Source organism: Janthinobacterium sp. FW305-129 (genome assembly GCF_020858115.1).
GTDB lineage: Bacteria > Pseudomonadota > Gammaproteobacteria > Burkholderiales > Burkholderiaceae_D > Janthinobacterium.
This window is the reverse complement of record NZ_JACYMM010000009.1, coordinates 266,613-288,892: the sequence shown is the minus strand read 5'-3', so window position 1 is coordinate 288,892 and position 22,280 is coordinate 266,613. Positions and strand designations below refer to the sequence as shown.

At 59.8% G+C, this 22,280-nt stretch carries 23 protein-coding genes; 15 read left to right on the top strand and 8 right to left on the bottom strand.

Annotated elements, in window-relative coordinates:
* The 11 genes from IGS61_RS19810 to IGS61_RS19760 form a co-directional block, all read left to right on the top strand.
* On the top strand, positions 1-794 hold a 794-nt coding region (locus IGS61_RS19810), incomplete at its 5' end, for a DUF2345 domain-containing protein (protein ID WP_230541232.1).
* A gap of 35 nt (positions 795-829) precedes the next feature.
* Positions 830-1,741 (top strand): DUF4123 domain-containing protein, encoded by a 912-nt coding sequence (locus IGS61_RS19805; protein ID WP_230541231.1) that lies wholly within the window; start codon positions 830-832, stop codon positions 1,739-1,741.
* A complete protein-coding gene (locus tag IGS61_RS19800) occupies positions 1,738-2,358 on the top strand; it encodes a DUF3304 domain-containing protein (RefSeq protein WP_230541230.1) in 621 nt (206 codons plus the stop codon). Before IGS61_RS19805 ends, IGS61_RS19800 begins: the two co-directional genes overlap by 4 nt.
* Positions 2,355-4,478 carry a T6SS phospholipase effector Tle1-like catalytic domain-containing protein gene (locus tag IGS61_RS19795; RefSeq protein ID WP_230541229.1) on the top strand — a complete coding sequence of 708 codons (2,124 nt, stop codon included), beginning with the start codon at positions 2,355-2,357 and terminating at the stop codon, positions 4,476-4,478. Before IGS61_RS19800 ends, IGS61_RS19795 begins: the two co-directional genes overlap by 4 nt.
* A gap of 13 nt (positions 4,479-4,491) precedes the next feature.
* On the top strand, positions 4,492-5,019 hold the full coding sequence (locus tag IGS61_RS19790) for a hypothetical protein (RefSeq protein ID WP_230541228.1): 528 nt from the start codon (positions 4,492-4,494) through the stop codon (positions 5,017-5,019).
* 41 nt (positions 5,020-5,060) lie between these two features.
* Positions 5,061-5,513 carry a DUF3304 domain-containing protein gene (locus IGS61_RS19785; RefSeq protein WP_230541227.1) on the top strand — a complete coding sequence of 151 codons (453 nt, stop codon included), beginning with the start codon at positions 5,061-5,063 and terminating at the stop codon, positions 5,511-5,513.
* Positions 5,514-5,519: 6 nt separating this feature from the next.
* Positions 5,520-6,200 (top strand): hypothetical protein, encoded by a 681-nt coding sequence (locus tag IGS61_RS19780; protein WP_230541226.1) that lies wholly within the window; start codon positions 5,520-5,522, stop codon positions 6,198-6,200.
* A gap of 67 nt (positions 6,201-6,267) precedes the next feature.
* The gene (locus IGS61_RS19775) at positions 6,268-6,819 is read left to right on the top strand and encodes a DUF3304 domain-containing protein (protein ID WP_230541225.1); all 552 of its coding nucleotides are present in this window, start codon (positions 6,268-6,270) and stop codon (positions 6,817-6,819) included.
* A gap of 64 nt (positions 6,820-6,883) precedes the next feature.
* The gene (locus IGS61_RS19770) at positions 6,884-7,666 is read left to right on the top strand and encodes a DUF3304 domain-containing protein (RefSeq protein WP_230541224.1); all 783 of its coding nucleotides are present in this window, start codon (positions 6,884-6,886) and stop codon (positions 7,664-7,666) included.
* Between the two features lie 85 nt (positions 7,667-7,751).
* Positions 7,752-8,528 (top strand): lipoprotein, encoded by a 777-nt coding sequence (locus IGS61_RS19765; RefSeq protein WP_230541223.1) that lies wholly within the window; start codon positions 7,752-7,754, stop codon positions 8,526-8,528.
* A 95-nt stretch (positions 8,529-8,623) separates the two neighbouring features.
* Positions 8,624-9,079 (top strand): DUF3304 domain-containing protein, encoded by a 456-nt coding sequence (locus IGS61_RS19760; protein WP_230541222.1) that lies wholly within the window; start codon positions 8,624-8,626, stop codon positions 9,077-9,079.
* 130 nt (positions 9,080-9,209) lie between these two features.
* Here IGS61_RS19760 and IGS61_RS19755 read toward each other — a convergent pair whose 3' ends face one another.
* From IGS61_RS19755 to IGS61_RS19745, 3 genes are all read right to left on the bottom strand, one after another.
* A complete protein-coding gene (locus IGS61_RS19755) occupies positions 9,210-10,064 on the bottom strand; it encodes an SIS domain-containing protein (protein WP_034750862.1) in 855 nt (284 codons plus the stop codon).
* Between the two features lie 130 nt (positions 10,065-10,194).
* Positions 10,195-11,667: a glucose-6-phosphate dehydrogenase gene (gene zwf, locus IGS61_RS19750; RefSeq protein ID WP_034750861.1), complete on the bottom strand. Its 1,473-nt coding sequence runs from the start codon at positions 11,665-11,667 to the stop codon at positions 10,195-10,197.
* Between the two features lie 96 nt (positions 11,668-11,763).
* Positions 11,764-12,057 (bottom strand): hypothetical protein, encoded by a 294-nt coding sequence (locus IGS61_RS19745; RefSeq protein WP_230541221.1) that lies wholly within the window; start codon positions 12,055-12,057, stop codon positions 11,764-11,766.
* A gap of 172 nt (positions 12,058-12,229) precedes the next feature.
* On the opposite strand from IGS61_RS19745, the gene IGS61_RS19740 reads away from it, so the two are divergent.
* The gene (locus IGS61_RS19740) at positions 12,230-13,183 is read left to right on the top strand and encodes a chemotaxis protein (protein ID WP_219136035.1); all 954 of its coding nucleotides are present in this window, start codon (positions 12,230-12,232) and stop codon (positions 13,181-13,183) included.
* Positions 13,184-13,252: 69 nt separating this feature from the next.
* Here the strand turns inward: IGS61_RS19740 and IGS61_RS19735 are convergent, their stop codons facing one another.
* Both IGS61_RS19735 and pgi read right to left on the bottom strand, forming a co-directional pair.
* A complete protein-coding gene (locus IGS61_RS19735; RefSeq protein WP_230541220.1) occupies positions 13,253-14,149 on the bottom strand; it encodes an SMP-30/gluconolactonase/LRE family protein in 897 nt (298 codons plus the stop codon).
* Positions 14,150-14,159: 10 nt separating this feature from the next.
* Positions 14,160-15,824 carry a glucose-6-phosphate isomerase gene (gene pgi / locus IGS61_RS19730; RefSeq protein ID WP_230541219.1) on the bottom strand — a complete coding sequence of 555 codons (1,665 nt, stop codon included), beginning with the start codon at positions 15,822-15,824 and terminating at the stop codon, positions 14,160-14,162.
* Positions 15,825-16,160: 336 nt separating this feature from the next.
* Here pgi and edd point away from each other — a divergent pair, with 336 nt between their 5' ends.
* The 3 genes from edd to IGS61_RS19715 are packed head-to-tail and all read left to right on the top strand — an operon-like array spanning position 16,161 to position 19,286.
* Positions 16,161-18,074: a phosphogluconate dehydratase gene (gene edd, locus IGS61_RS19725; protein ID WP_230541218.1), complete on the top strand. Its 1,914-nt coding sequence runs from the start codon at positions 16,161-16,163 to the stop codon at positions 18,072-18,074.
* Positions 18,075-18,077: 3 nt separating this feature from the next.
* Positions 18,078-18,707 carry a bifunctional 4-hydroxy-2-oxoglutarate aldolase/2-dehydro-3-deoxy-phosphogluconate aldolase gene (gene eda, locus IGS61_RS19720; protein ID WP_230541217.1) on the top strand — a complete coding sequence of 210 codons (630 nt, stop codon included), beginning with the start codon at positions 18,078-18,080 and terminating at the stop codon, positions 18,705-18,707.
* 57 nt (positions 18,708-18,764) lie between these two features.
* Positions 18,765-19,286 (top strand): Rhs element Vgr protein, encoded by a 522-nt coding sequence (locus tag IGS61_RS19715; RefSeq protein ID WP_230541216.1) that lies wholly within the window; start codon positions 18,765-18,767, stop codon positions 19,284-19,286.
* Positions 19,287-19,294: 8 nt separating this feature from the next.
* Here IGS61_RS19715 and IGS61_RS19710 read toward each other — a convergent pair whose 3' ends face one another.
* Genes IGS61_RS19710 through IGS61_RS19700 form a run of 3 tightly spaced genes read right to left on the bottom strand, consistent with a single transcriptional unit; the run spans position 19,295 to position 22,278 of the window.
* Positions 19,295-20,320: a LytR C-terminal domain-containing protein gene (locus tag IGS61_RS19710; RefSeq protein ID WP_230541215.1), complete on the bottom strand. Its 1,026-nt coding sequence runs from the start codon at positions 20,318-20,320 to the stop codon at positions 19,295-19,297.
* Between the two features lie 13 nt (positions 20,321-20,333).
* Positions 20,334-21,284, bottom strand: a complete 951-nt coding sequence (locus tag IGS61_RS19705; protein ID WP_230541214.1) for a type II secretion system F family protein — start codon at positions 21,282-21,284, stop codon at positions 20,334-20,336.
* A gap of 19 nt (positions 21,285-21,303) precedes the next feature.
* The gene (locus IGS61_RS19700) at positions 21,304-22,278 is read right to left on the bottom strand and encodes a type II secretion system F family protein (RefSeq protein WP_230541213.1); all 975 of its coding nucleotides are present in this window, start codon (positions 22,276-22,278) and stop codon (positions 21,304-21,306) included.
* Between the last annotated feature and the right edge of the window lie 2 nt (positions 22,279-22,280).

The window sequence follows — 22,280 nt, the reverse complement described above, 5'->3', positions numbered from 1 at the left end:
TTCGGCACGAGGCCGCGCAACGCGATCCGGCCGGCGACAACGCCGCCGGCATTGCCCTGCTGAAACAGGCGGTGCTGTTGGGCGACACATTCAGCGCTGCCGCCAAGACGCACCAGACGGTGGCCTACGCCAGCCACATCGGCGCCAGCGCGCCGAATGCCAGCGAACTTGACGACCAGGCGGCGCCCTTGAAAGCGATGCTGGCCAGCGTTTCTGGCATGCATGAACAGTTGCCGCACACAAAGGACGCCATCATCGCGATCGCCGCCAGGGCCGGACTGGGCGTTGTCGCGGGGCAAGACATGCAACTGGCCAGCGGCGAAACCGTCACCATGATGAGCGGCCAGGATACCCAGTTCATCGGTGGCGGCCAGTGGCGCGTGCACGCGGGCCAGGCCATCGGCGTGCTGGGCGGCGCCGTCAAGGCCGGCGAGGGTGATGCCGGGGTGCAACTGATCGCGGCCCAGGGCGCCATCGACCTGCAGGCGCAGGCCGACGTGCTCAACGTGCAGGCCCGCGAAGAGGTCAACGTCATCAGCGCCAACGCGCATGTGGACTGGGCGGCGGCGAAAAGCATCCGCCTGTCGACGGCGGGCGGGGCGAATATCACCATCGAAGGCGGCAATATCACGATCCAGTGCCCGGGCAAGATTACGGTGCATGCGGGCAAGAAGAGTTTTATCGGGCCGACACGGCTCGCTTATCCATTGCCCAGATTTTCTCGCTCCATATGCAAACGATGCAGGCTTAACGCAGCCGAATCAGGTTCGCCTTTCTCTATGGTGAATGAGTGATTGGCAAAAAACAACCGTTAGAGGAGCATGAATAGGTGAGTATTAATATGTTTCCCGCCGATTGGAAAGCGTCATTGCACACGCGCTTGCAGGCGTTTCGCTGCCAATTTCCCGACGCGCACATTTATGCGTTGGTCGATGGTGTTTTTGACGAGTCGTGTTATCCATTGCTTCAGCGCGCGCAGCATCTGCGATATGAGGCGTTGTTTGCCAGTACGCCAAGTGCGAATGAAGAAACTTTGTCCATCTCGCCGCTGCTGGTTGAATTTAACGATGCAGGCCGTTTTACCTGGGAACGGCTGCTTGAGAAAACCAATGCTCATCCCGCGCTTAGTTTTATTGTCACGCCGGAGCCGTTGCAACAGCTGGCGGCCCGTTTGGCCGCTTGGTGCATCGTTGATGCCGCAGACTATACGGTGGCATTGTCGTTTGCCGATACCCGCATTTTGCCGCAGCTTTTCAAGACCTTGACGGCGCAGCAGTTGGGCCAGTTTTGCGGGCCGGCATACCATTGGCAATATGTCACCCGCAAAGGCGAGTGGGGTGATTTGACTTTGCCTGATGAGGCGCTTCCGGCCGCGGTTGGAATATCGTTAAGCGAGCAGCAATGCGCCCAACTGATGCGGGCGGCGGAAGGCGACGGTATCCTGTTCCAAGTGCGCGCGACCAGCCCTCGCTTGTTAGAGCCGCATACTGCTGAGCATGCCCATGCCTTGATCGAATATTGGCTGGGTTGTGCCGATCATGCGCGGCTCGAAGCACCGCCAGACCGATTTGACGTATGCATATTTGGCCTCGAAAACCCAGGCCTGGAAGCGCGGCCGCAACTGGCATCCTGGCTAGCTGAACCTGCATGGGCGCAAACGCCAGCTGCGCTGTTTGAACTTTGGATGACGGAGCAATCCTCTGTCGATGTGCCGACCTTATCAGTGGAGACAAAGTCATGATTATCTTGTTCAGACGGTGGCTGCGGCGAGGTGTCTTGCTGGCCGCATGTTTACCCGGTGTGGCCATGGCCGCGAGCATTCAGGCGCTGAATTATTCTTCGCGCGAAGTCGATTACATCGCGGTTGAAAATCCGGGCAATACGAACAGCGGCGGCGGTGGCGATTCGATCCGTCCATACGGGCAGGGCGGGTCGATATGCTGTTTCAGCGTGCCGGAAAAGTGGCATGCGGATTTGAAGGTGGTGGTGGTCTATCAGCTGTCCCCCGACCCGACCTTTCATCGCGAGACGGTCAGTGTTCCACCGTATCCGGATGGGAAGGGAGGCGATATCTGGCTGATCGTCTATGAAGATGGCAGCGTGGGCGCCGTGGTGTCGCTTTACGGACCGAGCCGACCGGAGTGGCCGGGAAAAATCAAGGGGTATCCGGTACCGACGAAAGAATATCGCGAAGAGCGTCGCAAGCAGAAATTGAAGAGAGAAAAAGCTAGCTTACTTACGCTGGAAAGAGGGCTGTTGCTTAGAGGGAATTCTTTGCCAGATGAGAAGGTAAAGGAGATTCAGGAAATCATTGAGTTTCAGAAAAAAGTCATCCAAAGTTTGGAAGGAAATCCATGACTGCTTTTTTAGCCGAAAGCTATTCTGTTGATAAAAATGATCCGTCTGACAGAGATGGATTTTTTGATGAAGTTAATGAATTGCCAAAGGTCTTTGAGTTTATTAGAGATCGTGAATGCCCACTTCCCGGTTTCCCTCCGCCATGTGATGTCAATCTATTTTTCGGCTTCTTCTTCGACGGCACCAACAATAATATGAAACGGGATCTGGCATTTCATTCTCATAGCAACGTGGCGCGCTTGTATCATGCATTTCCCGGCGGTAAAGATACGCATGGCAGCGATGCCTGGCCGGACCTGGAAACAAAATACCACAAGAGTTACTTTCGCACCTACGTCCCCGGGGTCGGCACACGCTTCGACGAGGTTGGCGATACGGGCGAGGGATTTAGCATCCTCACCAGCGACCGGGCGCGCGGCCTGGCTTTTGCCTACAAGGGCGAGAATCGCATCATATGGGCATTGGTGGAAGCACTCAATAATGTACACAAATATTATACCGATACCCCCTTGGTGGATGATAAGACGTTTAAAAAGGACTTCAATACGCTCAGCTTGCCCAGCAAAGTGCAGCCTTCACCTGCGTTGGAGAACGCTTTTACACAGGCTTTGCAAGATTTGCACAGCAAATTGCGGTCATTTGTACCGGTTGGGGCGCCGGGGAAAGACGCAGAGAAAGGCACGGTGATCAATATTTTCGTGTCGATGTTCGGTTTTTCACGCGGCGCGGCCGAAGCGCGCGCGTTTGCCAACTGGTTTATCTGGTTATGCCAGCTGGATGCGCAACTATGCAACCAGGCTGCGCAACTGGCCGTTATCAAGGACTTCAAGGAGCGTAAGTTAAGTATTGGCACCATTGAGGTGACGTTTGACTTTATGGGCCTGTTCGATACCGTCGCTTCGGTTGGCTTGGCGGCCTCAGTGCCTCTCCCGAACAGGATGGTGGACGGACATGGCGGCTGGGCCGACGCCGAAGTATCGCTCAGAATACCCACGGCACCAGGGCCAGCCAAGTGCCTGCATCTGGTGTCGGCGCATGAAGTGCGCCGGTCTTTCCCCTTGGACTCCGTTGCTCACCTGGGCAATATTCCCGCCAATTGCACGGAAATTGTTTTTCCTGGCGTTCACTCGGATATCGGAGGCGGTTACTTGCCGCAAGAACAAGGGCGCGGTACAGATCCAAGCGGAGGCGACTTGATGTCGCGCATTACGTTGGCCACGATGTACCGGGCGGCGCGCGTGGCTGGGGTGCCGCTGAAGCTGGAAGAGGCCCGTGAAGCAACGAAGCGGGACTTTCGCATCGATCCGCGCACAATCGCCACCTTCAATGCGTATATCGGCTTTTGCCATGCGCAGCAAGGGGCTGAGCCATCATTGAGGCTACATAGTGTCATGGAATTCCAGCACATGCTGTACATACAGTGGCGCAAGAAAGTGCTAGGCAAGATGGGAGATTTGCCGAATGTTAAGAATCTAGCAACAAGCTATAAAAGCGGGAAATTCGATTTTACTGATCTCACGATGGCGGACAAAGAGTTGGAGGAAGAGGTTGCTAGCTTTGAGAAGTGGCGCATCGATCAGCGCACGAGCAACAGTAGGGGGCAACCCCGTAATCCCGAATGGAAACCTATCGCCGAATTCTGGGACAAGCCGGTACCGCCTGCCGAAGTCAGCAATTTTTTTGAACAGTTCGTACATGACTCGCGCGCGTGGTTCAAACCGCTGGGGAAAGACATTCCCGACTTGTGGTATGCGCTGGAATTGCTTGTGGCGCAGGAAGAGCGAGCCCGTGACTGGGAGAGCGGTCCGGAGGCAGACCCTGGGAAGCCTAATCCCTATCGCTTGAGCACAAAGGAAAAAGAGCAATTGCTGCGATACAAAGCTGTCAAAGGCACCGAAAATGAAATGGATGCGATCGAGCCGGACAAGGGCGGACGCGAGAACAGACTCCTGGGAGGTGGCTATTTGCGTTTCCGGTCAATTTACATGGGATCGGATACCTTCAAGCCGTCGGGCGCTCAGTATGCGGGTATGCAGCCTGTTTTGCACAAGGACCAGCACGGTATCGCGATGGCCTATCACAGGTCCGCCGATGCGGTAGAGCAGGCGAAGACGGTGTAAGGCAAGCTAAGTCATGGAGCTACCCGTGCGCTGGGCCGATAGCCGCACATTGCCGGCCTTGCTGGCAGCCTTGACTGAAACGCGGTCTGCGCATTTGCTGAGCCCCATCTACCGCTGGTGGTCGCTGCGGCGCGATGGTTCGTTGGTCAGTTGGCAGGGCACGGCAGAGGCCAAGCCCGCCCCTGCGGAATTTGATAAATTCCCCCTCAGCGACACCGCCTTTGCCTCCCTGGTGGATATCGCCGAAGCCGACGCCATCCTGGCCAATCTGCATGATGTGCAGCCGGACCTGTTTCATTCCGGCACCCCAGCCGAGTGCCACGCGCGCGTGGCGCGTCATTTACTAGTGGCAAGCGCCAGCGGCATCGAGGCGGCAGGCCAGCGTCAGCATTTCAGCGCCCTGGCCTTGATGCTGGCCGATGATTTTACCTTGCATCCTGCGATGGCCAGCCTGTTGCGGCGGACGCGCCAGGGGGCGAATTACCTGTCCGAGCTCGACACGCTGCCCGACGATTTCTGGCAGGCGCGCTCGGCAGCCTAGTCTTGTTTCTTCGACTGCTTACTTTGGTAAAAGGAAAAATGATGAAATGGATTATGTATCTTGGCACGGCCTTGCTGCTGAGCGGCTGCGCCCTCAAGGCCAGGCAGGTTGATGAGGCCGGTCCAAGGACTACCGCGACGGCGCAGGTGGGTATTGTCAACCATACGGGGAAGTATATTTATTCCGCATCGGTTGATGGGGCGGGAGGGGGAAATATGGCCAGATGGGGTGCGGGGGGCGCGAATATTTGCTGTACATCGATTCCCCGCGTATGGCATCCAGGAATGAACGTCCTCGTACGGTGGAATATGCCTGAAGGGCACACTGATGTCATTAAGGAAAAAATGGTCGAAATTGAAAAATATGATAGGCCAGGAGATATCTATATGCACTTTTTTGAGAATGATGAGGTGAGAGTTGTGGTATCGAACGATGCCGGATATGGCAAAGATCATCCGATTCAACACACGGGTAAACCATCACCTAAAAAATGAGCCGTTATGATTAATTCACCGTCTTCCAAGGCCCCGTTTCCTGTCGATGTCTTCTTAAAAGCAGGCACGAATGAACAATCAAAAATCGCTCAAGTTGCATGCAGCGCGGCATCAGACACACCGTGCAGCATAGCTGTACATGTGGGACTATTTTTTGACGGCACGAACGATATTTATATGGCTGGCGAAGTGACGGAATACGACAAGCGGGTCAGGATCGCCTCGTTCGCCAATAAACCGCCTAAAGACGGCTTTTATAAACGCGTATATGAGCTCAGCCGAAAGACCGAAGCCGCGCAATTGAAACAGAAGAATGGCGAAGCATTGACGCCGGAAGAGGACGCGCTGGTCAAGGAAGCGCAGTATGGCACTCCATATCCTATCCGTACGGATGCCGACAGCGCCGACATGCGTAGCAGGCTGATCACCACGCAAACCTATACACGGCGCGAGGGTGGCGGCTATATCTTGCGCCGAGGCTATTACCCGCAAAGCGGCTTCTTCCGGAAAAGCGTGCACGAAAACGAGCTGCAGCGTATGCCGACGGCCGGCATCCAGGCGAAAGATGCACCCGAAGAATTCGTGTGGAGCGAAAACTTGATACAGGATATTGCGCAAGCCAGACTCGATGAAGAGATTTACCTGGCGCAGCAGCGCTCTGCAGAGCGGATCAATGCGCTCGCATAGGGCGTGACTTCAGCGCGGTTGAAGCAGGGTGGACTGATCCGCCGGTTTTATGGATAGCGATGAAATCATGATGATGTTACTCAAGCAACAATTATGGCGATGCATCTTGCTGGCTGCATGTTTACCCGGCGTCGCCATGGCCGCGAGCATTCAGGCGCTGAATTATTCTTCGCGCGAGGTTAATTACATCGCGGTTGAAAATCCGGGCAATACGAACAGCGGCGGCGGTGGCGATGCGATCGATCCATATGGGCAGGGCGGCATAATATGCTGTTTCAGCGTGCCGGCAAAATGGCATGCGGATTTGAAGGTCGTGGTGAAGTATCAATTTTACCCAGACCCGACCTTGCATCGCGAAACGGTCAGCATTCTGCCGTATCCGAATGGGAAGGCGGGCGATATCTGGCTAATCGTCTATGAAGATGGCAGCGTGGGGGCCGTGGTGTCGCATTACGGACCGAGCCGACCGGAGTGGCCGGGGAAAATCAAGGGGTATCCGGTGCCGACGAAGGAGTATCGGGACGAGCGCCGCAAGGATAAACTAAAGAGAGAGAGACGCTCGATTTTTTGGAAAAAAGATTGCTGCGTGATTTTTATACCTTATCAGATGAAAAGATAAAAGAAAAAAAAGAAATTATTGAATTTCAAAGAAAAATTGTCCAGAGTTTAGATGGGGATGTGCGATGACAGCTTTTTTGGCTGAAAGCTATTCTTTTGATAAGAATTATCCATCTGACAAAGCCCGTTTTTTTGACGGAACTAATGAAATGGATGAAATTATAGAATTTATGAAGAAGCGTGAATGTCCACTTCCAGGTTTCCCGCCCCCATGTGGTGTCAATATTTTTTGGTTTCTTCTTCGACGGCGCAACAATGATATGAGGCTGGATATGCCGTTTTACTCGTCCAGTAATGTGGCGCGTTTGGATCGTACATTTCCGGACGCTAAAGATTGCGTGATCGGCTGCATGCGCTTGCACCTTCAACTGCTTGCTTTTATAGAAAATAAAATTGTGAAACGGATTATGTATCTTGGCACGGCCTTGCTGCTGAGCGCTTGCACCCTCCAGGCCAGGAAGGTTGAGGAAGCCGGTCCAAGGCCTACCGCGACGGCGCAGGTAGGCATCGTGAACCATACGGGGAAGTATATTTATTCCGCATCGGTAGATGGGGCGGGAGGGGGGAATATGGCTAGGTGGGGGGCGGGGCTTGCCAATATTTGCTGCACATCCATTCCGCGAGTGTGGTATCCGGGAATGATGGTACTGGTGCGATGGGATATGTCGGAAGAACATACGCATATTGTCAAAGAAAAAATGCTGGAAGTGGAAAAATACGATGAGCCGGGAGATATCTATATGCATTTTTTTGAGAATGGCGAGGTGAGAGTAGTTGTGTCAAATGCTGGAGGGCGTGGAAAAACTCATCCTATTCTTCATGCTGGAAAACCTGCCAGTTTTCCTTGATAGGGAAATTGATAAATTTTCTATTTTTCATCGTTTCTTTTATTGAACCTTCTACGTGCCAGTCGTCCCATATTCTTGAGTCGTATTGCCGAGCTTTTCATTCGATCCCGACATTGCTGCTACTTCCTTGGCTAGCTTTCTCGGCATTAGATTTTATTTGAAGAATTTTCTGTTTCCGGAAAATGATCGCTATCCAGATATGAAAAAAATCATTCTTATCATATTGTCCCTGTTCATTCTGGCTGCCTGCAATGCCAGGGAGAAGGAGGAGCGATTGCAAAAAGAGTTAAGTGAGCAAACTTTTACGACCACTTCCTATAACTACACGCCATACGACCTGTATTCCATCGCGTTCAAGGAAATCTCGCTCCCCTTCAATATCGATGATGCGCCCAGCGGCGGCTCCGTTTTTTTTCGCGACGCAAGCGAGGGGAGATTGGATAATGGCGAAAAAGTTGCCTTCAGCAGTGGCAATTGCTGTTTAAGCTGGGATCGGCCGGTCGACAAGCCGCTGAGGGTGCGGGTGGTGTGGAGCGTGGTATTCGATATGCGCTACCACGATGGTCAATCCAGTATTTCTTATGATGAACGTACTTCCAGACAAGGTTCTCCTGGCAGCCGCTGGTGCCAGGCCATTGTCGACATTCTTCCCGCGACTGGTCCCGATCGCCCGACTAGCGTGCTCTTGCACTTTCTTGCCGATGGTACGGTTCAGGCGCGGCTGGGAACATTCAAGACGGCGGCGCCGCTTGCTGCCGCCGAGGTGAAATTGCATGCCTCGCGCCTTCCTCAAGGGCAGTTTTGCAGACAAGAAATTGAAAATCCTTTCTATGGCATTCCCCGCAAGCCGCATAGGGAATGACTGATGGGCAAGCCGGCTGCGCCGCTCGGCAAGGCTGGCGCCGAAGGGAGATCAGCCGATGATGCAATCGAACTGCTTTTATAAAAGGAAAAATGATGAAATGGTTTATTTATCTTGGCACTGCCTTGCTGCTGAGCGGTTGTACGTTCCAGGCCAGGCAGGTGGAGGAAGCCGGTCCAAGGTCTACCGCGACGGCGCAGGTGGGTATTGTGAACCATACGGGGAAGTATATTTATTCCGCATCGGTGGATGGGGCGGGAGGCGCCAATATGGCCAGATGGGGAGCGGGGGGAGCAGAAATTTGCTGTGCATCAATCCCGCGAGTGTGGTATCCGGGCATGATGGTACTGGTGCGGTGGGATATGCCAGAAGAACATACGCATATTATCAAAGAGAAAATGGTGGAAGTGGAAAAATACGATGAGCCGGGAGATATCTATATGCACTTTTTCCCCAACGACGAGGTGAGAGTGGTTGTGTCCAATGCAGGAGGAGGTAGCAAAACTCATCCGATACGTCACCATGGGAAACCAAAGGATCCCAATTCTTAGACACGGATGGTGGACTGATCTTGCGATGCAAAGGCTGCCGCGGGTACCGGTTCCGCATGTGAGATCAAGGAAGGGAAATGGAGACGTTCGGATAAGGAGCGGCACCAGCGAGGCTGGCGCCGATGGAGGATCAGCCGATGAAGGAATCGAACTGCATGTCGAATTCCTGCAGCGCCTTCTGCGCATTTTGCATCTTCTTGCGGAATTCAGGCCCGCGCTGCAGGGCCAGGCCCACTGCCAGCACGTCGATCACGACCAGGTAGGCCAGGCGGGCCGAAATGGGCGTGTAGGGGTCGGTGTTGAAGACCAGGTCGATCGGGATCAGCACGGTGGCCAGGTCGGCCAGCGGCGTGCCCGATGGGGCCAGCACGACGACATCGGCGCCGCCGCGGCGCGCCAGTTTCACGGAGCGGACCAGGGCGGGGCTGTTGCCGCGCTGCGAGATGGCCACCAGGCAGTCGCCGCCGCGCAGCAGGGCGGCGGCGATGCTGTGGATGTTCGGGTCGCTGTAGGCCACCGTCGGCACGCCCGAGCGGAAGAATTTGTGTTGCGCGTCGGCCGCCACGATGCCCGAGGTGCCCTGGCCATAGAATTCGATCTTGCTGGCGCGCGACAGGATGTCGAGTGCGCGCTGGATCGCTTCCGGGTTCAGGTTGTTGCGCAGGTCGAGCAGGGTGTTGATCGAGCGGCTGCAGATTTTATTTACCAGGTCGGCCGCCAGGTCGTCCTGCGCTGGCTGCTCGTTGGCGCCCGGCATGGCCAGGGCCAGGCCCTGTGCCAGTTTCAGCTTGAATTCATGCCAGCCGTCATAGCCCAGGGTGCGGCAGAAGCGCACCACGGTCGGTTCCGACACCTGCGCGCTTTTCGCCAGCGCCGTGATGTTCTGGCTGACCGTCTGGTTGGGCTGGTCAAGCACGGCCAGCGCGACCTTTTTCTCCGACTTGGAGAGCGAATCGAGCTGGGTGCGGATGGAATCGAGTAGCATTGATTAATCTTCTGGCAGTAATGCCGTAAGTTTGCGTCCTTTTCACCCCAAAAGCAAAGTTCCGGGGCCGAACCCTCAGGGGCCGATCCCGGTATTTTGCCGTTCAGGGTTAAGCCAAATCTTAACGGCTTCAGTCCTCTGGCAAGGCCTCTTCACGCCACTGCAAGCCGTCGCGGCCGATCAGGGCGCTGGCGGCCGCAGGGCCCCAGGTGCCGGCCGTGTACGGAATCGGCGCACTGTCGTTCTGCTCCCAGTTGTCGAGAATCGGCTCGACCCATTCCCAGGCCGCTTCCAGCTCGTCGCCGCGCATGAACAGGGTCAGCTGGCCGCGCAGGACGTCGAGCAGCAATCGCTCGTAGGCGTCCATGCGCGGGGTCTTGAACGATTCGCGGAAATCGAGTTCCAGCTCCGCCGGTTTCAAGCGCATGCCGTCGCCCGGGGTTTTCGCCATCAAATTCATGCGCAAGCCTTCGTCCGGCTGCAAACGGATCACCAGGCAGTTCGGCTGGAAGCTGGACGTCGGCTGGTTGAAGATCGAATGCGGAATCTGCTTGAAGCGCACGACGATCTCGGCCAGGCTGTCGGCCATGCGCTTGCCCGTGCGCAGGTAGAACGGCACGCCGGCCCAGCGCCAGGTATCGATTTCCGCCTTCAGTGCAACGAAGGTTTCGGTGCGCGAATGTTCCGGCGCATCGGGCTCGTCGCGGTAGCTCGGCACGGTGGCGCCGTCGACGTGGCCGGCGCGGTACTGGCCGCGCACGATGTTTTGCGCCAGGGTGGTCGGCGTGAATTTCTTGAGCGAGCGCAACACCTGCAGCTTTTCATCGCGCACGGCGTCCGGCGCGATCGAGGTCGGCGGTTCCATGGCGACGATGCACAGCAACTGCAGCAAGTGGTTTTGCAGCATGTCGCGCAGCGCGCCCGAGGTGTCGTAGTAACCCATGCGGTTGCCCACGCCCAGCTTTTCAGCGATGGTGATCTGCACGTCGGAAATCCATTCGCGGCGCCACAGCGGTTCGAACAGGATGTTGCCGAAGCGCAGGGCCAGCAAGTTCTGCACGGTTTCCTTGCCCAGGTAGTGGTCGATACGGTAGATCTGCGATTCCTGGAAAACCTTGCCCACTTCGGCATTGATCTGCTTGGCGCTGGCCAGGTCGCGGCCCAGCGGTTTTTCCAGCACCACGCGCGAATTCGGCGTGACCAGGCCGTTGTCTTCGAGGTTGTCGCAGATCAAGGCGAACAGGTGCGGCGGCGTGGCCAGGTAGTACACGCGCGTCAGGTCGGCATCGCCGCGCAGCGCTTCGACCAGCGGCGCGTACGTGGCCGCATCGCTGGCGTTGAGCGACACGTACACGATGCGCGCGCAGAATTTGCTCCAGGTGGCAGCGTTCAGGGTGCTGGCCTTGATGTGCGGGCGCGAATTGGTCTCCACCATCTTCAGGAAGGCATCCTGGCCGCTGTCCTGGCGGCCCACACAGATGATGCGCGCCGTCGGCGGCAAATCGTTCGCGACGTCGCGCGCATACATTGCAGGCAACAACTTGCGCATTGCTAAATCGCCGCTGCCGCCAAACAGGACCAGGTCAAAATCGGTAAGTGCCATAAGTGAGTGTCGTCGCAAAAGTAAAAGGGCCGGAGCGGGGAGGAAGCCGACCGGAAGTGCCAGTCTGTCGCTACTATAATCGGTAGTGTAAATTTACTACGTGGAACAGGCAATTGCAAGAAATTTTACTACATTCCTGCCGCTGCCGTCGCCATTTTGCCCTGTATGCATGCCAGTGATATCGGCATGGCCATTATATGCCGTTCGCCGGCGATGGCGCAGCGCCATGCCTGTTGTCGGCTTTGCAAAGCAACCATGGTTGCCAGGGAAATTTCCAGTTCTCTCCGTCATCATTTGCGCTGTAGCAACAAGCAAATCAAGAAATGCTGTCAGGATTGCCGTTGGCAGCGTAAAGTAGCTTTGAGGAAAGTAAAAAAACGTATAATTCAAGCTCGAATCGATAGCAACTATTGGTTGTACGAAGTTGTACGATATACACTGCACCGCAGCGCCGGCCATGCCCCGAACCCGCCATCCGACGTCCATGCGACGTGCAGTCCGCACTGCCCGCAGCATCAGGGGTAGGCAGACTTAACTTTACAAGACGGCTCAAGGGGACACAATGAATTCAATGCAGCAAGATGTCGATGAACGCACCAGCCTGACAGGCAATAACAAATTCGAGCTGTTCCTGTTCAAGCTGGGCACCAGTGATCACTCGACCAGCCGCGAACTGTTCGGCATCAACGTGTTCAAAGTCCGTGAAATCATGGAAATGCCGGCCATCACGGCGGTAGCCGGGTCGCACCCGCACATGCTGGGCGTGGTCAATATCCGCGGCCAGATCGTGCCCGTGATCGACTTGCCGATGGCGGTCGGTTGCAAGAGCAGCGGCTTGAAGATCCTGATGGTGACTGAATTTGCTCGCTCGACACAGGCGTTTGCCGTGGAAGAGGTCGATGAAATCGTGCGCCTGGAATGGAACCAGGTGCTGTCGGCCGAATCGAGCGTCGGCGGCGGCCTCGTCACCAGCATCGCCCGCCTTGATGGCGACACGGACAAGACGCGCCTGGCGCAAGTGCTTGACGTAGAACAAATCCTGCGCAACGTGCTGCCGTCGGGCGACCCGGACGTGGACGAAAACAGTATCGGCCCGCAAGTGCGCTTGCCGGCCGGCGCCGTGATCCTCGCGGCCGACGACTCTTCGCTGGCCCGCTCGCTGATCGAAAAGGGCCTCGAAGCGATGGGTGTGCCTTTCATCATGACCAAGACGGGCAAGGAAGCTTGGGAGCGCCTGCAAGCGATCTCGGCCCAGGCGGCCACGGAAGGCAAGACGGCGAAAGACAAGGTCGCGCTGGTACTGACCGACCTGGAAATGCCGGAAATGGATGGTTTTACCTTGACGCGCAACATCAAGAACGACGGCCGCTTCTCCAACATCCCCGTGGTTATCCACTCGTCACTGACGGGCTCGACCAACGAAGACCACGTCAAGGGCGTGGGCGCCGACGGTTATGTGGCCAAGTTTGTAGCGGCTGAATTGGCGGAAACCATCCGCAAGGTGCTGGCCCGCTAGTCTGCACGCCGCATGTTAAAAAGCGCCGGCACCCGCGAGGGTCCGGCGCTTTTTCATGTTGGCAAACGATTACGCCTGGTAAGCCGTTTCCGGCTGGCCCGCCACGTCCACGCGCACGGACAGCACGTGGCCCGTCAGCGGGTAATCGGCGATTTCTGCGTCTGACCTGTTGTGGCTGGCGCTGGTGATGTACAGGGTGCGCAGGTCGGGGCCGCCAAAGGTCACCATGGTGGGGCACCGCACGGGCACGGTAATTTCGCCAAGCAGATGGCCATCGGGGGCGAAGCGCAAGATCTTGCCCCCTTCAAACATGGCCGACCAGTAATTGCCTTCGCTGTCGACGGCCGCGCCATCGGGGCGTCCGCCGTAATCAAACGCTTTCTTGTCCATGGAAAAGCGTTGGAACGGTTGCGGCGCGGAAATGGCACCCGTGGCCGCGTCGAAGTCGAAGCGGTCGATGCGGTGCGTGGTGGTATCCGCGTGGTACATGGTGTGCCCGTCGGGACTGAAGCCCAGGCCGTTCGACACCGTCATGCCGCCCGACCAGACCTTGCGCACTTGTCCCTTTTCCAGTACGAACATTTCCGCCGCATCGGCGCTGCGCGGCTCGAATATCGTGCCGACCCAGAAGCGGCCAGCCGGATCGACCTTGCCATCGTTGAAGCGCGTGGTGGCCATGTCGAACGGCGCCGGGGCGATTTCCGCCAGGCTGCCCGTCTTCGTGTCCAGGTGGGCAAAGCCGCTGCGCAAGGCGACGATCAGGCCGCCGCCGGCGTTGATGGCCAGTGCCGACGGTTCCGTCGGCATGTTCCACTGCGCATGCTTGCCGCTGGCCGGGTGCAAGCGGTGCACGGCACGGCCATCGATGTCGACCCAGTACAGGGCCGCTTCCTTGCCATGCCATAGCGGGCATTCGCCCACTTGCATGGGCTTGTCGCTGACTACCTTGATTTCGTAAATATTCATCTATCTCTTTTTAGTATGCTGCTTTTGCTGCTTTAGCCAGGGCAATCAAGCCATTGGTCGAGCTGTCGTGGTGGTCGGGACGGGCTTCGCCCGTCAATTCGGCCTGGATTTTCTTCGCCAGCACCTTGCCCAGTTCCACGCCCCACTGGTCGAAACTGTTGACGTTCCACAAGACGCCCTGCACGAAGGTCTTGTGTTCGTACAGCGCGATCAGGGCGCCCAGGGTGGTCGGGGTCAGCTGGTCCATCAAAATGGTGTTGCTGGGGCGGTTGCCAGGGAAAGTCTTGTGCGGCACCAGCGCTTCGATTTCGCTTTCCGGCAAGCCCTGCGCCTGCAAGTCAAGGCGCACTTCCTCGGCCGTCTTGCCCGTCATGAAGGCTTCCGACTGGGCGAAGCAGTTCGCGAGCAGGGCGTCGTGGTGGCCGGGCAAGTCGTGCGTGGCGCGCAGGGCGGCAATAAAGTCGATGGGCGTGATGTCCGTGCCCTGGTGCAGCAGCTGGAAATATGCGTGCTGGGCATTCGTGCCGCAATCGCCCCAGATGACGGGGCCGGTCGGCACGTCGACGGGCACGCCATCCTTGGTGACGCGTTTGCCGTTGCTTTCCATGTCCAGCTGTTGCAGATAGGCAGCAAAGCGGCTCAGGTCCTGGTGGTAGGGCGCGATGGAAACGGAGCCGCAATCGAGGAACTGGCGGTTCCAGAAGCCCACCATGGCCAGCACCACGGGCATGTTGTCTTCCAGCGGGGCCTGGCGGAAGTGCTGATCCATCGCATGCGCGCCGGCCAGGAAATCGCTGAAGTATTCAAAGCCCACGGACAGCGCCACGGCCAGGCCGATCGACGACCAGACGGAGTAACGGCCGCCGACCCAGTCCCAGAACGGGAACATGTTTTCCGGCGCAATGCCGAAGTCGACGATGGCTTGCGTGTTGGTCGACACGGCCACAAAGTGTTGCGCCAGATCCTTCTCTTCGCCTTCCAGCAGGAACCAGGCGCGCGCCGTGTTGGCGTTGAGCATGGTTTCAGCGGTAACAAAGGTTTTCGAGGCCACGATGAACAGGGTGGTTTCCGGATCGACCTTGGACAGGGTCGCTTCCATGTCGTGGCCGTCGACGTTGGAAACAAAGTGCATTTCCAGGCCCGGGTTGGCGTAGGAGCGCAGCGCCAGGCAAGCCATCTTCGGTCCCAGGTCCGAGCCGCCGATGCCGATGTTGACGATGTCGCAAATCGGTTTGCCCGTGTAGCCGAGCCAGCTGCCATTGCGCACCTTGTCCGTAAACGCTTTGACGCGTTGCAGCACATCTTGCACGTCGGCATCGATATCCTGGCCATCGACCACCAGTTTCGTGCCGCGTGGCGCGCGCAAGGCCGTATGCAGAACGGCCCGATGTTCGGTAAGATTGATTTTCTCGCCGGTGAACATCGCTTCGCGCTGCGCTTCCACGCCGCGCTCGCGCGCCAGGTCCATCAGCAGCGCCATGGCGGTGGCGTCGACCCGGTTCTTCGAGTAATCGAGCAGCAGGCCGGCCGCATCGACCGTCATCGTCGAGAAACGCGCGGGGTCGGCGGCGAACAGCTGGCGCAGATGCACTTCGCGCAGGCTGGCGCCATGCGCTTGCAGGGACTGGAAACTGGCGGTGGCGGTGATGGCAGGAGTAGGTGCTGGCTGGCGCATGGCGGTCGGCTTGGGTGCTTGTCTCGGTTGAAAGGAGCGCGGCGCGTTCGTCGTGGCGAACAGCGGTTCCGGCGTTGGTGTGAGAATAATACATCAGAAAAACGTAATTTCACTACAGTTTGTGATGTCAAGCCGATTTTGTTGTGCTTTTTTTAGCGATTGCACCAGTGATACATAAGGGATGTGTCAGCAGGTGCTGGTACGCGATATTTCATGGATTTGCTTTGATATGCCGCAATCCGTGGCTTATTTGTGTTGTTTGCCCATGCAAGAGTGCGTCTTCTTCAGTATTTTGTAGTAAAATTTCACGAAATACTCATTTTTAAGGAAATCCATATGGCGCTGCATCCAGTAGTCGAATCCGTAACAGCGCGCATCATCGCGCGCAGCCGGCCATCGCGCGGCGCCTACCTGGCGCATCTGGATGCGGCCCGCATCCAGGGCGTGCAGCGCGGCGCCCTGTCGTGTACTAACCTGGCGCACGGCTTTGCCGCTTTTCCCGCCAACGACAAGCTGTCGCTGAAGGAATACAAGAAGCCGTCCGTCGCCATCGTCTCGTCGTACAACGACATGCTGTCGGCGCACCAGCCCTTTGAAGGCTTCCCGCAGATCATCAAGCAAGCCGTGCGCGAAGTGGGCGCCGTCGCCCAGTTCGCCGGCGGCGTTCCCGCCATGTGCGATGGCGTGACGCAGGGCCAGCCGGGCATGGAATTGTCGCTGTTCTCGCGCGACACCATCGCCATGTCGACCGCCGTGGCGCTGTCGCATAATATGTTCGACGCCGCCCTGTACCTGGGCGTGTGCGACAAGATCGTGCCGGGCCTGCTGATCGGTGCGTTGCACTTCGGCCACTTGCCGGCCGTCTTCGTGCCGGCCGGTCCGATGACGTCGGGCCTGTCGAACCAGGAAAAAGCCAAGGTGCGCCAGTTATATGCGCAAGGCAAGGCCACGCGCGAAGATTTGCTCGAAGGCGAATCGAAAGCCTACCACGGCGCCGGCACCTGTACTTTTTATGGTACGGCCAACAGCAACCAGATGCTGATGGAAGTGATGGGCCTGCACTTGCCGGGCGCCGCCTTCATCACGCCGAACACGCCGCTGCGCGATGCGCTGACCAAAGCCGCCGCCCAGCGCGCGGCCGGCATCACGGCGCAAAGCGCCAATTACTTGCCAGTCGGTCATATTGTTGACGAGAAATGTATCGTCAACGCCGTCGTCGGCTTGCTGGCCACGGGCGGTTCGACCAACCACACCCTGCACCTGGTCGCGATCGCCAAGGCGGCCGGCATCGTCATCGACTGGAACGATTTCAATGAACTGTCGGCCATCGTGCCGATGCTCACGCGCATCTACCCGAACGGCGACGCCGACGTGAACCATTTCCACGCGGCCGGCGGCACCGGTTATCTGATCCGCGAACTGCTGGACGCGGGCTTGCTGCACGAAGACGTCAACACCATCCTGGGCCACGGCTTGCGCGCGCACTGCATGGAGCCGTTCCTGGGCGAAGACGGCAAGGTCTTCTGGAAAGACGCGCCGGCCGCCAGCGCCGACGAAAACGTGCTGCGCCCCGCCTCGAACCCGTTCGCGCCGGACGGCGGCATGGTCCTGGTGGCGGGCAACCTGGGCCGCGCCGTGATGAAGGTCTCGGCCGTCAAGCCGCAGCACCGCACGGTTGAAGCGCCGGCGCTGGTATTCAATTCGCAGGAAGACTTCATGGCCGCCTACAAGGCCGGAACGCTGGACCGCGACTTCGTCGCCGTGCTGCGCTTCCAGGGCCCGCGCGCCAACGGCATGCCGGAACTGCATGCGCTGACGCCCGCGCTGGCCAACCTGCAGGATGCGGGCCGCCACGTGGCGCTGGTCACCGATGGCCGCATGTCGGGCGCGTCGGGCAAGGTGCCGGCCGCCATCCACGTCTCGCCTGAAATCCTCGCCGGCGGCCCGCTGGGCCTCGTGCGCGACGGCGACATCATCCGCCTCGACGCCTTTACGGGCGTACTGGAGGCGCTGGTGCCGGCCGACGTCTGGCACGCGCGTGCGCTGGTCACGGCCGACCTGTCGCCGAACCACGTCGGCATGGGCCGCGAGCTGTTTTCCATGTTCCGTTCCACCGTCAGCGCGGCGGAAGAGGGTGCCACCACCTTCGGCCTGCCGTCGCCGATTCCCACCACCGTCGCCTTGCACGACGCCGACAATGTCGGTGATACCGTACCGGGTTCCGATGAAGACTTTTTGGCTAGGAAATAAGAGATGACCATGACACTACTGGAAATTATGCGCACCTCGAGCGTGATCCCCGTGATTGCGATCGACGACCCTGACCACGCCGTACCGCTGGCGCGCGCGCTGGTGGCGGGCGGTATCCGCGTGCTGGAAGTAACCCTGCGCACCAGGCATGGCCTGGAAGCGATCCGCGCCATGTCGGCCGTGCCGGGCGCCATCGTTGGCGTCGGCACCTTGACCCGTCCCGAGGAATTTGCCCAGGCACGCGATGCGGGCGCCGTCTTCGGCGTCTCGCCGGGACTGACGTCGGCCCTGGTGGCGGCGGCGAAAAGCAGCGGCCTGCCCTTGCTGCCAGGCGTGATGACGCCCGGCGAAGTGATGGCGGCACGCGAAAAAGGCTTCCAGCAGCTGAAATTGTTCCCGGCCGTGCCGGCCGGCGGCATCGGCATGCTCAACGCCATCTATGGCCCGCTGCCGGACATCACGTTCTGCCCGACGGGCGGCATCTCGCAAGAGACGGCGTCGCAGTTCCTGGCGTGCAAGAACGTCGCCTGCGTGGGCGGCTCGTGGCTGACGCCGAAAGACGCGATTGCGGCCGGCAACTGGGACCGCATCACGGAAATCGCGAAAGCTGCCAGCGGTTTACGATCCGCGTAAGCGGCACCGGAGCGGCAAGCTTGCATGTCTGCCGCTTCTTTCTTTTGACGGAGTGCCATGCGCGTCTTGCGCCGCCCCCTCACCATCGGCGAAACCGCCATGGCCCGCAGCGTCTTCCAGGGCGCCATCGACTACGCGCGCGTGCGCGTCGTGCGCGGCTCCTTTCTACCGTTCGGCCTGCAGGACCAGAACACGGCGATGACGCCGCGCGGCAGCCTGCACTTCATGCCGGCCCAGTACCGCGACGACTTTTCCCGCGAAGGCAACAGCGGCAAGCTGTTCTTCATCCACGAGATGGTGCACGTGTGGCAGTACCAGCTCGGCTACGGCGTGCTGCTGCATGGCGTGCTGCTGGCGCTGTGCGGCGGCTACATCCGGCAGCGCGCCTACCGCTACGACGCGCAGGCCGGCGGCATCCTGTCCGACTTCAACATGGAACAGCAGGGCGACATCATCGCCCACTACTTCGGCGCGCGCCAGCTGGGCATTCCCGCCTACGTGGCGAAGCTGCCGCAACTGCAGGATATCCTGCAAGGCTTCCTGATCAATCCCGCCGACCGCCGCCTGCTGCCGCGCTGACGCCGCCGTTACTGCGCGTTCGATGCCAGGCGCACGTCCGGCGCGCGCAGGCTGGCCGCCGCATCCTTGCCCAGCAATAAACGCAGGTCGGCGCCCGCGCCGATGCCGCCACCGTCCGCCGCCTGCAGCTGCGGCATGCCGCCCAAGGCCAGGGCCAGGGCGGCGGCCGCCTGCGCATGGCCGGGGCGGTAGACGATGCTGCTGGCCTGGACGCCGTACGGCCGCTGGTTGCCCAGCCGCAGCACGCTGATGCCCATGCCGCCGAGCATGCCGCGCATGCGCGCCGCCATGCCCGTTTCGCCATTGCCGTTGATGACTTCCAGCCGTGGCAGGGGGGCCGCCGGCGCCAGCGGCGCTGCCAGCTTCACGGGAACGGGCACGGCGGCGCGTGGCGCCACGGGAGCATCGCGCCAGCTCAGCGCAAAGATATTCGGCTGCAATTGCGTCAGCTGCAAGCGGCTGGCCGGTGCCGCCGGCTTGGGCGCCAGGTCGGGCGCGATGGCCTCCGCGGTGGCATCGACGGCATCGACCGTGCTGACACTGCGCGCCAGCGCCGCGATGGCCAGCTCCAGATTGGCGCGTGCCGGCTGCTGGCCATTGTCGAGCTGCAGCGACTGGCGCAGCACGGCCGCCGCCTGGGCATACTCTCCCTGCAGGTACAGCACATAGCCGAGGTTGTTGTACGCCCTGGCCGTGGGCGCTTCCTGCGCCAGCGCCTGCAGCATGGCGCGCGCCGTTTCCAGCTGGCCCAGCTGCGCGTGCAGCACGGCGGCGCCATTGCGCGCATCGGACGAGCCGGGCTCAAGCAGCAGCGCTTCGCGGTAGGCGGCCTGCGCCGCGCGCGGGTCGCCCAGTTCCTGCATGCGCTTGCCCAGCTTGCAGAAGGCGGCGCTGCGCGCTGCGGCGCTGTCTTCGGTGCGCGCCTGGGGCGGCGCAGCATGATTGGCCTGGCTGGCCGGACCGGGCAGGTGGCCGCAGGCGGGCAGCAGGCCGGCGCAGGCGAGCATGAGCATCAGGGTGGTGTGCTGTGACATGGCGGTTCTCCGGTCAGTTGCCGCCGCCCATGCTGGGCAGGAGCACGCGGTAGATTTGCAGGAAGGCTGGTCCCATCAGGACGACCAGCAGCGACGGGAAGATGAAAAAGATCAAAGGAAACAGCAGCTTGAGGGCAATCTTTGCCGCTTCTTCCTCGGCCATCTGGCGGCGCTTGGTGCGCAGCTGGTCCGACTGCACGCGCAGCGAGGCGGCGATGCTGGTGCCGAAACGCTCGGCCTGGATCAGCATGGCCACCAGCGCGTCGACATCCTCGACGCCCGTGCGCAGGGCCAGGTTGCGCAGCGCCCGCTCCTTGGTGTTGCCGGCGCGCAGTTCCAGCATTACCAGGTGCAATTCCTCGGCCAGCACCTTGCTTTTCAGCGAGATTTCGGCCGCCACCCTGGCCAGCGCCGCATCCATGGCCAGGCCCGCTTCCACGCATACCGTCATCAAGTCCAGCGCGTCGGGAAAGCTTTCGAAGATGTCGCGCTGGCGCCGCTTGATCATTTGCGCCAGCACAATATTGGGCAGGTAGTAGCCGATGGCGGCCACGATCAGCAGCCAGAACAGCAGTGCCTTGCCTGCCATCTGGCTGCCCGATGCGCTCAGCCCCAGGAACAGCAGCAGGGGCAGGCCGATGGCCAGCATGGTCTTGGCGGAAAAGAACAGGATGGGTGCCGACGCCTGGCGCAGGCCGGCATTCATGAAGCGCCGGCGCATCACGGAGCCTTCCCAGCCCTGCTCGGGCAGCGACAGTTTGGCCAGGGGGCCGCTCAGGCGCACCATGCGCGCCAGCCAGGGGCTGGGCGCCGATGATGCGCCAGGCGCCGCCGCGCTCTTGCCGGTGGCATTGTCCATGCGCTGGCGCAAGGGATCGGGCGCAAAGCTGCGCATGGCCACCAGCACGGTGCCGAAGACGGCAATGAAGAGCAGGGCGAGAAAGGCGATATGCACGGGATTCATGAGGGTTCTCCTTGCGGGCTCAGACGCGGATGCGGATGATATTGCGCATGACCAGGACGCCGCACGCCATCATCACCAGGGCGCCGGCGAGCATCTTGCGTCCGCCCGGGTCGACGAACAGCATTTCCAGGAATTGCGGATTGGTCAGGTGGATCATGGCCGCCGCGCCGAAGGGCAGCAGCGACAGGATCCAGGCCGACAGCCTGCCTTCGGCCGACAGCACGCGCACCTGTCCCAGCAGCTTGATGCGTTCGCGGATGATGCGGCTGATGCTGTCGAGCAGTTCCGCCAGGTTGCCGCCCGTTTCGCGCTGGATCAGCACGGCGATGACGAAATAGCGCAGGTCCGTGCTGGGCACGCGCGTGGCCAGGTTCATCAGCGCGTCCTGCATGGCGATGCCGAAATTGACTTCGTCGAAGGTGGCGCGAAATTCCACGGCCAGCGGCGCATTCATTTCATCGCCGACCATTTTCAGGGCCGTGGGAAAGGCGTGGCCGGCGCGCAGGGCGCGCGCCATCAGGTCCAGCGCATCGGGCAATTGCTGCTCGATGCGCTGCAGGCGCTTGGCCTTGGCGCGCAAGACCACCAGCAGCGGCAGCAGGGCCGCGCCGGCCACCAGCGGCAGGCGCAGCATCCACGGCACGCTGAAGTAGCTGAGCAACAGAAACGCGGCGCCGGCCGTGGCCAGCATCACGCCGGCGAAGCTGGCCACGCTCCAGCTCAGGCCAGACTGTTCCAGCAGGCGGTCAAGCGCATGCACGCGGGGCACGCTGAGCAGCACGCGCTGCAGGGCCGGGGTGTCGCTCAGCAGGCGCTTCTTGATCATCGAGCTGCCCGTGTCGCCATGCGCGCCGGCCGACATGATGCGCAGGCGGCGCGCGACCCTTTCCGCTTCCGGGCCGCGCGAGGTGTTCCACGCCAGGTACACCCCCTCGATCAGCAGCACCACGGCGATGAAGGTGAGGATGGCGAATACGTAATAGAGATAGTCCATGA